Genomic DNA, 12,236 nt, shown 5'->3' with positions numbered 1-12,236 from the left:
ATAAATAATGAGTAGCGTAGATATTCTTGTTCCCGACCTGCCTGAATCCGTAGCGGATGCAACGGTTGCAACCTGGCACAAAAAACCGGGCGATGCAGTACGTCGTGATGAAGTACTGGTAGAAATCGAAACTGACAAAGTGGTACTGGAAGTACCGGCATCAGCGGACGGTATTCTTGATGCGGTTCTGGAAGATGAAGGGACAACCGTCACTTCTCGCCAGATCCTCGGTCGCCTGCGTGAAGGCAACAGCTCTGGCAAAGAGACCAGCGCCAAGTCTGAAGAGAAAGATTCTACTCCGGCACAACGCCAGCAGGCGTCTCTTGCTGAACAGAACAACGATGCCCTGAGCCCGGCGATCCGTCGCCTGCTGGGTGAGCATAACCTCGAAGCCAGCGCCATCAATGGCACCGGCGTCGGTGGTCGTATCACGCGTGAAGATGTTGAAAAGCATCTGGCCAAAGCACCGGCTGCGAAAGCAGAAGCCAAAGCGCCGGCCGCCGCGCCTGCACCACAGGCTCAACTGGGCGCTCGTGGCGAAAAACGTGTTCCGATGACCCGTCTACGCAAACGCGTAGCTGAGCGTCTACTGGAAGCGAAAAACTCCACCGCCATGCTGACCACGTTCAACGAAGTCAACATGAAGCCAATCATGGATCTGCGTAAGCAGTACGGTGACGCGTTCGAGAAACGTCACGGTATCCGTCTGGGCTTTATGTCTTTCTACGTGAAAGCGGTTGTTGAAGCGCTGAAACGCTATCCGGAAGTGAACGCGTCCATCGACGGTGATGACGTGGTTTACCACAACTACTTTGATGTCAGCATGGCGGTCTCCACGCCGCGTGGCCTGGTCACGCCGGTCCTGCGTGATGTGGATCTGCTGGGTATGGCTGACATCGAGAAAAATATTAAAGAACTGGCAGTTAAAGGTCGCGACGGCAAGCTGACGGTCGACGATCTGACGGGCGGTAACTTCACCATCACTAACGGTGGCGTGTTCGGTTCCCTGATGTCTACCCCGATCATCAACCCACCGCAGAGCGCCATCCTGGGTATGCATGCCATCAAAGATCGTCCGATGGCCGTAGACGGCAAGGTTGAAATCCTGCCGATGATGTATCTGGCGCTGTCTTATGACCACCGTTTGATCGATGGTCGTGAGTCAGTAGGCTTCCTGGTAACCATTAAAGAGTTGCTGGAAGATCCGACGCGTCTGCTGCTGGACGTGTAGTAAATAAGAGTATCACCTGCCCCGTAGGTCTGGAGGCTTATCAGGCCTACGGGTAAAAGATAACGATTACCTGAAGGATGGACAGAACACATGAACTTACATGAATATCAGGCAAAACAACTTTTTGCCCGCTATGGCTTACCGGCACCGGTGGGTTATGCCTGTACTACTCCGCGTGAAGCTGAAGAAGCTGCATCTAAAATCGGCGCAGGCCCGTGGGTAGTGAAATGTCAGGTTCACGCTGGTGGCCGTGGTAAAGCGGGCGGTGTGAAGGTTGTGAACAGCAAAGAAGACATTCGCGCTTTTGCTGAACACTGGCTGGGTAAACGTCTGGTCACTTACCAGACAGACGCCCATGGTCAACCGGTAAATCAGATTCTGGTTGAAGCAGCGACCGACATTGGTAAAGAACTTTACCTCGGCGCAGTTGTTGACCGTAGTTCCCGTCGCGTGGTCTTCATGGCCTCTACCGAAGGCGGCGTGGAAATTGAAAAAGTGGCGGAAGAAACGCCGCACCTGATCCACAAAGTAGCGCTCGATCCGCTGGCCGGTCCGATGCCTTATCAGGGTCGTGAACTGGCGTTCAAACTGGGTCTGGAAGGAAAACAGGTTCAGCAGTTCACCAAGATCTTCATGGGTCTGGCGACTATCTTCCTTGAGCGCGATCTGGCGCTGATCGAAATCAACCCGCTGGTGGTGACCAAGCAGGGTGATCTGATCTGCCTCGACGGCAAACTGGGCGCTGACGGCAACGCGCTGTTCCGCCAGGCTGACTTGCGTGAAATGCGCGATCAGTCTCAGGAAGATCCGCGTGAAGCACAGGCTGCACAGTGGGAACTGAACTACGTCGCTCTGGACGGCAACATCGGTTGTATGGTTAACGGCGCGGGCCTGGCAATGGGCACCATGGACATCGTTAAACTGCACGGCGGCGAACCGGCTAACTTCCTTGACGTTGGCGGCGGTGCGACCAAAGAGCGTGTAACCGAAGCGTTCAAAATTATCCTCTCTGACGACAATGTTAAAGCCGTACTGGTTAACATCTTCGGCGGTATCGTACGCTGCGACCTGATCGCGGACGGTATCATCGGCGCGGTAGCAGAAGTGGGCGTTAACGTTCCGGTCGTGGTACGTCTTGAAGGTAACAACGCTGAACTCGGCGCGAAAAAATTGGCTGATAGCGGCCTGAATATTATTGCAGCGAAAAGTCTGACGGATGCAGCTCAGCAGGTTGTTGCCGCAGTGGAGGGGAAATAATGTCAGTTTTAATTAATAAAGATACCAAGGTTATCTGCCAGGGCTTCACCGGTAGCCAGGGGACATTCCACTCTGAACAAGCGATTGCTTACGGTACGCAAATGGTCGGCGGTGTTACGCCGGGCAAAGGCGGCACCACGCATCTGGGTCTGCCGGTGTTCAACACCGTACGTGAAGCAGTAGAAGCGACCGGCGCAACCGCCACCGTTATCTACGTTCCGGCTCCGTTCTGCAAAGACTCCATCCTGGAAGCTATCGATGCAGGCATCAAGCTTATCATCACCATCACCGAAGGTATCCCAACGCTGGATATGCTGACTGTGAAAGTGAAGCTGGATGAAGCTGGCGTGCGCATGATCGGCCCGAACTGCCCAGGTGTTATCACCCCTGGCGAATGTAAAATCGGCATCATGCCGGGCCATATTCACAAGCCTGGTAAAGTCGGTATCGTTTCTCGTTCCGGTACGCTGACTTATGAAGCGGTTAAGCAGACCACCGACTACGGTTTTGGTCAGTCTACCTGTGTGGGTATCGGCGGCGACCCGATCCCAGGCTCTAACTTCATCGATATCCTGAAGCTGTTCCAGGAAGATCCGCAGACCGAAGCGATCGTCATGATCGGTGAGATCGGCGGTAGCGCGGAAGAAGAAGCGGCGGCGTACATTAAAGATCATGTGACCAAGCCGGTTGTGGGTTACATCGCGGGTGTGACTGCGCCGAAAGGTAAACGTATGGGTCATGCTGGTGCGATCATCGCAGGTGGTAAAGGCACGGCGGATGAGAAATTCGCTGCGCTGGAAGCCGCTGGCGTGAAAACCGTTCGTAGCCTGGCCGATATCGGCGAAGCGCTGAAAACAGTGATTAAGTAAGAAAAAAAACAGCCCTGACTCTCTGCATAGTCAAGGGCTGGTCCCGTTTCGACATGGTTGGCCATCTGATGATGGCCTTTTTTAATGGCGTCGTTTTGCCACCAGCGTAAATTTATAATCGTCGCTTTTGAAGGTGTTGCGGCTGTATTCAAAAACGCGTCCATCGAGCAGAAACCCGCGAGAGATTTTCTCCAGCACCGGTTTCCCCTGCGGCATGCCCAGCATTTCTACAGTATCCTCATCCGGAATAACCGGGATCAGTTCCTGCTCGCTGCGATCGATAACCATCTTTTTGATCTGTTCTATATAGTGATATTTAGAATTTTCCATCACCTCCCAGGTGAGATCGGGAAAGAGGGCGAGCGGCATCCATGTCTCTTCGAGGGTAACGGCTTTCTGCTTAATAAAACGAACCCGTTTTACATGCCAGACTTTATCTTCAGCCGCCAGCTGTAGCCATTCGGCCAGCATCTCTCCTGCTGGAATGACCTCAAAGACCTTCACTTCGCTGTGCGTTTCAACCTGACGGTCGGCAAGCTTCTCATAAAAACTGGTGAGCTGATAAATGTCGTAATTGACGCGCTCCTCTTTCACATACCAACCGCTGCCCTGAATGCTCTCGATAATATTCTGTTCCGTTAGCAGCTTGAGTGCTTGCCTGATGGTCACGCGGCTGACCTCGAAACGGCTCTGTAGCGTAGATTCTGTGGGAAGTGCATCACCTGGTTTTAATTCACCTTTTGCAACTTGTTCGCGCAGAACGTCGGCTATCTGGCGGTACATCGGTTTTTTGCTCATCTCTTTTCGCTTTTGTCGGCAATAAAGTCAGATATTCAAGACAAATTATGCGTACATTTTATCAATAGTAAATAATACAAATTAAATACAAATATTGTCTCGTTAGTGAAATTGATCACGTAAAGATATTGTTTTGTCTGCGACAATCGCGGCACATAATAATGACAATCCTCTGAGGACCATGATGAATTTGACAATACTGTCCCACCCTCGCGCAGTCTGTGTGCAGGCGAGATTTACCGATCGTGACGATGCCATCCGCCAACTTACGCAGCGGCTGACCGAATTAGGCAAAATCACCGATGCCGACGCTTATCTGGCGGAAGTTTTTCACCGCGAATCGCTGGGACCTACGGCGCTTGGCGAAGGATTGGCGGTACCGCACGGTAAATCGTCGGCCGTGAAAGAGGCGGCTTTCGCGGTGGCGACGCTGAGTGAACCGATGGACTGGGAAGGTATTGATGGCCCGGAGTCTGTTGAACTTATTTTTTTGCTGGCGATCCCGCCAGATGAAGCCGGTTCGACTCATATCCAAATCCTGACCGAACTGACCACCTGCCTTGCGGATGAGGATCTGCGTGCTCGCGTGATGGCAGCGACCAGCGCCGAAGCGGTGCTGGCGGCATTAGTGGTCGAAACACCGCCGCAGGCCGCAGTGGCGACGGCGGATGCGCCAACGATTGTTTGCGTTACCGCATGTCCGGCGGGCATTGCGCATACCTATATGGCGGCTGAGTATCTGGAGAAAGCCGGCCGACAAATGGGCGTTAACGTGGTGGTGGAAAAACAGGGTGCCAATGGCATTGAAGACCGCTTAACGGCTCAACAACTGAATGATGCGCGCGCCTGCATTTTCGCCGCAGAGGTCGCTATTAAAGAAAGTGAACGTTTCAACGGTATCCCGGCGATCTCCGTTCCGGTTGCCGAACCGTTGCGCCACGCAAAAGCGCTGATTGAACAGGCGTTAGCGCTGGAGTCTCTGCAAAGCCAGCGTGTTTCTCAGCCACAGACAGAGGTGAAAAAGGGGCTGAAAACCGACCTGAAACAAGCACTGCTGAGCGGAATTTCGTTTGCCGTGCCGTTAATCGTCGCCGGAGGGACGGTACTGGCGGTGGCGGTATTGATTGCACAGATTTTCGACCTACAGGATGTGTACAGCTTAGAGAAATCCTGGCTGTGGATGTATCGCCAACTCGGCGGCGGGATGCTGGGCACGCTGATGGTTCCGGTACTGTCGGCCTATACCGCTTATTCGCTGGCGGATAAACCAGCGCTGGCTCCAGGCTTTGCGGCGGGTCTGGCGGCGAACTTAATCGGCTCGGGTTTTCTTGGCGGTGTTGCCGGTGGCCTGATTGCCGGTTATCTCATGCGTTGGGTGAAACAGCATCTGCGTTTAAGCAGCAAATTCAATGGCTTTTTAACGTTCTACCTCTATCCGGTGATTGGCACGTTGGGCGCGGGTAGCCTGATGTTGTTTGTGATTGGCGAGCCTGTCGCCTGGATCAATACCTCGCTGACGGCCTGGCTAAATGGGTTATCAGGCACCAACGCGCTACTGCTCGGTATGATCCTGGGCTTTATGTGTTCGTTTGATCTTGGCGGTCCGGTCAATAAAGCGGCGTATGCCTTTTGTCTGGGCGCGATGGCCAACGGCGTATTCGGTCCCTACGCCATTTTCGCTTCGGTAAAAATGGTTTCTGCTTTTACCGTCACCGCCTCAACCATGCTGGCGCCACGCCTGTTCAAACAGTTTGAGATTGAGACCGGTAAATCCACCTGGCTGCTCGGCCTTGCCGGGATTACCGAAGGCGCGATTCCGCTGGCGATTGAGGACCCGATTCGGGTGATTGGCTCTTTAGTGATGGGGTCGATGGCGACCGGAGCCATCGTTGGGGCCATGGGGATTGGGCTTTCGACCCCAGGTGCCGGGATTTTCTCGCTCTTTTTACTTATCCCCGCAGACCTAAGCGCGGTGATGGCCGCCGCGGGCTGGTTTGGCGCTGCGCTGATTGGGACGATTATCTCCACGGCGATTTTACTGCTCTGGCGGCGTCAAGCGGTTAAACAGGGGAAATACGTCACCGATAGCGTGATGCCGTAAGCACTTACTCAACAGGAAATGACGATGAAAGCAGTATCTCGCGTTCACATTACGCCGCATATGCACTGGGACCGTGAGTGGTACTTCACCACCGAAGAGTCGCGTATTTTGCTGGTTAACAATATGGAAGAGATCCTGACTCGCCTTGAGCAGGATGCAGAGTACAAATATTACGTGCTGGATGGTCAAACGGCGGTGCTGGAAGACTATTTTGCGGTGAAACCTGAAAACCGGCAGCGGGTTAAAGCGCTGGTGCAGGCCGGGAAGCTTATTATCGGCCCCTGGTACACGCAAACGGATACGACCCTCGTTTCCGGTGAGTCAATTGTCCGCAATCTGATGTACGGCATCCGCGATTGTATGGCCTTTGGCGAACCGATGAAGATAGGTTATCTACCTGATTCATTTGGGATGTCCGGGCAGATGCCGCATATTTATAATGGTTTTGGTATCAACCGGGCTCTGTTCTGGCGTGGGTGCTCTGAACGTCATGGCACCGATAAAACCGAATTTTTATGGCAAAGCGCTGACGGTAGCCAGGTGACGACACAGGTATTGCCGCTGGGCTATGCGATTGGTAAGTACTTACCCGAGGATGAGGCCGGGCTGCGGAAGCGACTTGACGGCTACTTCGAGGTGCTGGAGAACGCCTCGGTGACTAAAGAAATCCTATTACCCAACGGGCATGACCAGATGCCGTTACAGCAAAACATCTTTGCGGTGATGGATAAACTGCGTGAAATCTACCCGGAGCGAAAATTTGTCATGAGCCGCTTCGAGGAGATTTTTGCTCATATCGAAGCGCATCGGGAGACGTTGGCTACCCTGCACGGCGAGTTTATCGACGGTAAATATATGCGCGTGCATCGTACGATTGGATCCACACGAATGGATATCAAAATTATCCATGCGCGTATTGAGAATAAAATCGTTAACCTGCTGGAACCGCTCGCCACGCTGGCCTGGAGTTTAGGTTTTGAATATCACCACGGTCTGCTGGAGAAAATGTGGAAAGAGATTTTAAAGAATCATGCCCACGACAGCATCGGCTGTTGTTGTAGCGATAAAGTGCATCGTGAAATCGTTTCACGCTTCGTGCTGGCCGAAGATATGGCCGACAATTTGATTCGTTTTTACCTGCGTAAAATCACTGACAACATGGCGCACAGTGAAGAAGACAAGCTGGTGATGTTCAACCTGATGCCCTGGCCGCGTGAGGCGGTGATCAATACGACCGTACGTCTTCGCGCCAGCCAGTTCCGCCTGCTTGATGGCAGAGGAAATGAAATCCCTTATTTTATTCGTGGCGTGCGCGAGCTTGATCCTGGTCTTATCGACCGGCAAATCGTCCATTACGGCAACTACGAGCCGTTTATGGAGTTTGATATTCAGCTCAACCAGATTCTACCTTCGATGGGGTACTGCACGCTGTATATCGAACCGCATGTTGCTGGCCGTCAGGCGATACCCGCTCCGGCGACCCAGGCACTGTTGGAGAACGCGTTCTGGCTGATCGATCTCAATGACGATGGAACGCTACAGCTACGCGATAAGGACTCAGGGATTGTTTATCAACGCGTACTGGAGATTGAAGAAAGCGCCGACGACGGGGATGAGTACGATTACTCCCCCTCGCGCGAGGATTGGCGCCTCACGTCTGCGGGCGTTGCGTTTGAGCATGAAATTATCCGCGAGGGATGGCAAGACCGGGCAATCATTCGCTATCGGATGGCGGTTCCGGCGGATCTGGAGGCGCGCGCGTCACGTCAGCGCAATGGTGAAGTTAGCATCGAAATAGGTGTTACGCTAAGCCATAACAGCCGGCGGATTGAGGTTGATATTCGCATTGACAATCAGGCTGACGATCACCGAATTCGGGTGCTTATCCCCACGCCATTTCACACTAATGACGTGTTGGCTGATACCCAGTTTGGTTCGCTGCTACGGCCTGTTCACGATGAAGCGATGGCCAACTGGCAGGCTGAGGGATGGAAAGAAGCGCCGGTGCCGGTCTGGAATCTGCTCAACTACGCCGCGCTGCAGGAGGGGCGTCATGGACTCGCGGTGTTTAGCGAAGGATTGCGCGAATTTGAGGTAGTGGGTGAGGAGAAAAAAACGTTTGCTCTGACGCTGCTCCGTGGCGTCGGCTTACTCGGCAAAGAGGATCTCTTATTACGTCCCGGCAGGCCGTCAGGCATAAAAATGGCGGTACCGGATTCCCAGATGCGGGGCGTGCTGCACGGGCGCTTTTGCCTGTTTAGTTATAGCGGGACGCCGCTTAACGTTGGCCTGGCTCAGCAGGCGCGTGCCTGGCTGACGCCCGTCCAGTGTTATAACAAAATCCCGTGGGATGCGATGAAGCTCAACAAAGCAGCGTTTACTGTTCCCGATAGCTACAGCCTGTTGAGTATGTCACCGGTTGGCTGTCAGCTTAGCGCGCTAAAAAAAGCAGAGGACAGAGATGAAATCATCCTGCGTTTATTTAATCCCTCTGACAGCGTCAGTTGCGATGCCGCCGTGTCGTTTAGCCAAAGCGTAATGCATTGCTACGAAACCGGTATGGATGAAATACCCGCTGGCGAGCAGAACGATGCGAAGGGAATTAACGGCGAGTTTCGGCCAGGGCAGTCGCGGACGTTTAGTCTGAAACTGGCCTGAAAGAAGTGATGAGTCAGCGCCAGCAATCTTATGCTGGCGCTGACCGGCCGCTATCAGGATGATGCCAGTGTTTTCAACCAGCGAATTCCGCTTTCCGGCGAGGTCATTACCGGCACCGGCGGGGAAGGGAGCTGCTGTAAAACGCGCGCCATCGAGGCTTGCGCCAGCATCACAACATCCGCTTGGGTAAAGGCGCTCTGTAACCCTTCACTGACGATACGGTCATGAGTATCCATGTCTCCCGCCAGCAGCGCGTGGAATGCCTCCTCCATTAATATAGGCGTGATGGTTCGCGATTTACCGCTCTGCTGCACTTTGCGCTGTACGTAATCCAGCGTTGGCTTCAGCGTGGTTGCCACGGTCGCCAGTACGGCGATCCGCTCACCTTTTTCAATCGCCTCTTCCACCATTGCGCAGTCAATGCGCTCGAGCTGCAGTGGGGTCATAAACTGGCATTGCTCCACCGCAGTACCAATTGAGGAGCAGGCGGTAATAAAGATATCGCAGTCAGCCTTTTCGGCAATATGCACATAGTCGGCGATGCGGGCGGCAATATTGGGCGTCACGCCCTGGGCCTTCATTACCTGCTTGATCATGGATTCTTCCACCAGGTGCATGACTTCCACATCCGGCATGATGTCGGCAATCAGCTGTTGCATCATCGTAAGCGTGGCGGCACTGGTATGCAGCATGGCGACCTTTTTCATTGGGCAATCTCCTTAAGTAACGTTTCCGCGACGGCCAGCGCCGCATCATGATCTTCCTGCGCGGATAAACCGCCTACCGCGACGGCCCCAAGGCATTTTCCTTGGTGCAGAATTGGGATCCCGCCCGGCAGCGCCGTAAACAGCGGGTCAGCAAAATAACCGATATCCAGTTGCTCTTTCTGCAGGCGCTGTAAAAATGCCTGCGTGGTGCAGCCCAGACGGCTACTGGTGCGTGCTTTGCGCTGGGTTAACTCGATGGTTAACAGTTTGGCGTTATCCATCCGCGCAAAGCTGAGTAGTTCGCCATTGGCGTCGCATACGGCTACGCTTAACGGGCGTTTTGCGTAACATGTTTCGGCAAGGTCGAGCGCAGAGGCCACGGCGCGCAGGGCATGCCCCAGAGTGAGAGTTGTCATCGTGATTATCCTTTTGACAGATTTTCGCAAGCGGGTTGAACGGGATCTTTGGCTGCGGCGGCCTGCGCCTGTCTGGCGTCTTTCTTGCGCCAGTAGTTCGCGAGCAGCGAGCCGCTGACGTTGCCAAGTGGAGTCATCACCGCCGAGGCCAGGCCAACCGTTGCCAGTTTGCCCATCGCTGCGGCAAGCCCGGACGCCATGCCGCCGTTTTGCAGGCCGACTTCAAAGGCTACGGTGCGTGCAGACTGTACGTCCATGCGGAAGATCCAGCGGCTCATCAGATAGCCAATCAGGAAGCCGCCGAGGTTATGCATCAACATGGCGAAGCAGAGCAGGAAGCCGACCTGCACCAGGTTCTCGCGCCCGGCTGCGGCTGCGGTGGTCGTAAAGAAAATGATCCCCATCATTGAGATGGTCGGCATGATTTTCTTCACGCCCGCCACGCGGCCATACAGCCAGTTGTAGAACAATGCCCAGACGAGACCGCCTGCCACGAAGTTGAGCACCACCGCGTACATTTGCGCGTCGGCGCTGGCGTGACCAAACAGCGCGTCCCAGCCGCCAGCAATCATATACAGCAGCCAAAGAGCGCCGATCCCGGCCAGCATCTGGACGACACGGGGTCCGCGCACGCCCGCATAGGTTTTCAGATAGTCATGCAGAATTGCCGCGCCGATGGGGATCAATACGATTTTCACCACATCCATTACCATTGCGGTGAGCTGGATATCGATCATCGACCCCGCCAGCAGATTAACCCACAGCGGCGTCATCACCGTCGCCGCCAGCGTTGAGACTGCGGCGATCGAGACCGCCAGCGCCAGGTTGGCGTTCGCGATATAGACCATGACGGTAGAGGAGAGTCCGCTTGGGCAGGCGCCAATCAGCAGAATCCCGACCGCTACCTCAGGCGGAAAGTTAAAGATAAGCGTAATGCTCAGGCCGAGCAGAGGCATGATAACGAAGTGGCAGAAGGTGCCAATAAACACCGCCCACGGCATTTTGGCGACGTCAATAAAATCCTGGATCGTTAGCTTAGTGCCCATGCTAAACATGGTGGCCTGAATGACGAGGAATACGATCCATTTATGGGTGATATTGAAACCGCCCCAGACGATCAGATCCGTAGACCAGGTCATGGCGGCGACAAATCCGGCGATGATCCATAGCGTAAATTGATAGCTGCGTAGACCCGGCCAGTAGCCTGCACCGGCGGCGAATCCGGCGGTGAACATCACCAGCCCTGGCTGCCAGAGCGCCGCGGACTGGATTAGCGCACCGATAATCGCTAGCGCCGCGCCCGCAACGCTGATACCGAGTCCGGTTTTGTGAATAACAGTGGTCATAGTCATGTTGAAATGTCCTTGCTGTTGTTATTGCTGCCGGGATGGAATAGATAACATGTGCCGCGCAATTTCTGGCGTGGCGACTTTTTTATCCATGCTGCGAATGAGCGTGGCGAGTTTGGCAACCTGCTGGTAATTATGCTGTGCTTTTTCTTCAGCGCTTAAATAATAGCTATCCTCAAAGCCGATTCGCACTTCACTGGCCCCCATGCCGACGGCGGCGGCAATAATATCGAAATTCTTTCTGCCAAAATGAGTAATACCCCATAAGGCATCGCGCGGGATCATGCTACGCAGAGCAATTAAAGCGTCAATGGTTGCTGGCGTACTGCCGCGATGGCCGAGGACGATATTAAAGAGCATGGGTTTTTGGAATTTTATTTTATCTTCAAGGTTCAGGATGTTATTAATCATGCCAATTTCAAAAACTTCAAACTCGGGAATAATATTGCGCTCGACTATTTGCCGGGAGCAATATTCCACGTCCGGACCGGGATTAAAGTACACCGCATCTCCGAGGTTGACGGAACCGACATTCAGCGAAGCCATCTCTACGCCGGGGCAGGAGAGTGGCGCGCAGCGTTCGGCGATGGACATTGAAGAGACGCCGCCGGTAGACGCCTGAATAATCAGGTCTGAATGGCGCATGACGCTATCAATGGTCGCCTGAAAATTGGTGGTATCCGGCGTCAGGCGACCCTGTTTATCGCGAACGTGTAAATGCACGATGGACGCGCCATGCTCTACGCTGGCGAGTATTTCCTGCGCCAGTTCTGCGGGTATAACTCTGGGGCAATCCGCGGCAACGGGTGCCAGCGAAATAATAACAGTATCCGACATATTTTCCTCCGGT

The 12,236-nt window shown here is 54.0% G+C and carries 10 protein-coding genes; 5 read left to right on the top strand and 5 right to left on the bottom strand.

The window, feature by feature from the left end; all coding sequences use genetic code 11:
* Window positions 1–7 precede the first annotated feature (7 nt).
* The 3 genes from odhB (at window position 8) to sucD (ending at window position 3,357) form a co-directional block, all read left to right on the top strand.
* Window positions 8–1,231, top strand: a complete 1,224-nt coding sequence (gene odhB, locus HV334_RS16755) for a 2-oxoglutarate dehydrogenase complex dihydrolipoyllysine-residue succinyltransferase (RefSeq protein ID WP_016156001.1) — start codon at window positions 8–10, stop codon at window positions 1,229–1,231.
* Window positions 1,232–1,321: 90 nt separating this feature from the next.
* Entirely contained in the window at window positions 1,322–2,488 is a 1,167-nt protein-coding gene (gene sucC / locus HV334_RS16750) for an ADP-forming succinate--CoA ligase subunit beta (RefSeq protein ID WP_003022927.1), read from the top strand.
* Complete coding sequence (gene sucD / locus HV334_RS16745) at window positions 2,488–3,357, top strand: succinate--CoA ligase subunit alpha (RefSeq protein WP_003022929.1); 870 nt, start codon at window positions 2,488–2,490, stop codon at window positions 3,355–3,357. The genes sucC and sucD overlap by 1 nt, the downstream gene beginning before the upstream one ends.
* An 81-nt stretch (window positions 3,358–3,438) precedes the next feature.
* Here sucD and HV334_RS16740 read toward each other — a convergent pair whose 3' ends face one another.
* Window positions 3,439–4,155, bottom strand: coding sequence for a GntR family transcriptional regulator (locus HV334_RS16740; protein WP_019076293.1), 717 nt, complete (start codon window positions 4,153–4,155; stop codon window positions 3,439–3,441).
* A gap of 184 nt (window positions 4,156–4,339) precedes the next feature.
* Here HV334_RS16740 and mngA point away from each other — a divergent pair, with 184 nt between their 5' ends.
* Both mngA and mngB read left to right on the top strand, forming a co-directional pair.
* Complete coding sequence (gene mngA / locus HV334_RS16735) at window positions 4,340–6,256, top strand: PTS 2-O-a-mannosyl-D-glycerate transporter subunit IIABC (RefSeq protein WP_181221910.1); 1,917 nt, start codon at window positions 4,340–4,342, stop codon at window positions 6,254–6,256.
* Window positions 6,257–6,280: 24 nt separating this feature from the next.
* Window positions 6,281–8,914: a mannosylglycerate hydrolase gene (mngB, locus tag HV334_RS16730; RefSeq protein WP_181220663.1), complete on the top strand. Its 2,634-nt coding sequence runs from the start codon at window positions 6,281–6,283 to the stop codon at window positions 8,912–8,914.
* 53 nt (window positions 8,915–8,967) lie between these two features.
* Here mngB and HV334_RS16725 read toward each other — a convergent pair whose 3' ends face one another.
* Genes HV334_RS16725 through HV334_RS16710 form a run of 4 tightly spaced genes read right to left on the bottom strand, consistent with a single transcriptional unit; the run spans window position 8,968 to window position 12,223 of the window.
* Window positions 8,968–9,621: an aspartate/glutamate racemase family protein gene (locus HV334_RS16725; protein WP_181220662.1), complete on the bottom strand. Its 654-nt coding sequence runs from the start codon at window positions 9,619–9,621 to the stop codon at window positions 8,968–8,970.
* A complete protein-coding gene (locus tag HV334_RS16720) occupies window positions 9,618–10,037 on the bottom strand; it encodes a heme-binding protein (protein WP_016152289.1) in 420 nt (139 codons plus the stop codon). Before HV334_RS16720 ends, HV334_RS16725 begins: the two co-directional genes overlap by 4 nt.
* A 5-nt stretch (window positions 10,038–10,042) precedes the next feature.
* Entirely contained in the window at window positions 10,043–11,389 is a 1,347-nt protein-coding gene (locus tag HV334_RS16715) for a bile acid:sodium symporter family protein (RefSeq protein WP_181220661.1), read from the bottom strand.
* Window positions 11,390–11,410: 21 nt separating this feature from the next.
* Window positions 11,411–12,223 (bottom strand): 3-keto-5-aminohexanoate cleavage protein, encoded by an 813-nt coding sequence (locus HV334_RS16710; RefSeq protein WP_047497759.1) that lies wholly within the window; start codon window positions 12,221–12,223, stop codon window positions 11,411–11,413.
* Window positions 12,224–12,236 lie beyond the last annotated feature (13 nt).

The sequence above is a fragment of the Citrobacter sp. RHBSTW-00944 genome (genome assembly GCF_013615435.1).
Lineage (GTDB): Bacteria > Pseudomonadota > Gammaproteobacteria > Enterobacterales > Enterobacteriaceae > Citrobacter > Citrobacter braakii.
The sequence above is the reverse complement of the archived record's forward strand: the minus strand, read 5'-3'. Positions and strand labels throughout refer to the sequence as shown.

Excerpts from the sequence above, each read along its gene's own strand:
- mngA (WP_181221910.1), top strand. The coding sequence starts at position 4,340 with ATGAATTTGACAATACTGTCCCACCCTCGCGCAGTCTGTGTGCAGGCG.
- sucC (WP_003022927.1), top strand. The coding sequence starts at position 1,322 with ATGAACTTACATGAATATCAGGCAAAACAACTTTTTGCCCGCTATGGC.
- HV334_RS16740 (WP_019076293.1), bottom strand. The coding sequence starts at position 4,155 with ATGAGCAAAAAACCGATGTACCGCCAGATAGCCGACGTTCTGCGCGAA.
- HV334_RS16720 (WP_016152289.1), bottom strand. The coding sequence starts at position 10,037 with ATGACAACTCTCACTCTGGGGCATGCCCTGCGCGCCGTGGCCTCTGCG.
- odhB (WP_016156001.1), top strand. The coding sequence starts at position 8 with ATGAGTAGCGTAGATATTCTTGTTCCCGACCTGCCTGAATCCGTAGCG.
- HV334_RS16715 (WP_181220661.1), bottom strand. The coding sequence starts at position 11,389 with ATGACTATGACCACTGTTATTCACAAAACCGGACTCGGTATCAGCGTT.
- HV334_RS16725 (WP_181220662.1), bottom strand. The coding sequence starts at position 9,621 with ATGAAAAAGGTCGCCATGCTGCATACCAGTGCCGCCACGCTTACGATG.
- sucD (WP_003022929.1), top strand. The coding sequence starts at position 2,488 with ATGTCAGTTTTAATTAATAAAGATACCAAGGTTATCTGCCAGGGCTTC.
- mngB (WP_181220663.1), top strand. The coding sequence starts at position 6,281 with ATGAAAGCAGTATCTCGCGTTCACATTACGCCGCATATGCACTGGGAC.
- HV334_RS16710 (WP_047497759.1), bottom strand. The coding sequence starts at position 12,223 with ATGTCGGATACTGTTATTATTTCGCTGGCACCCGTTGCCGCGGATTGC.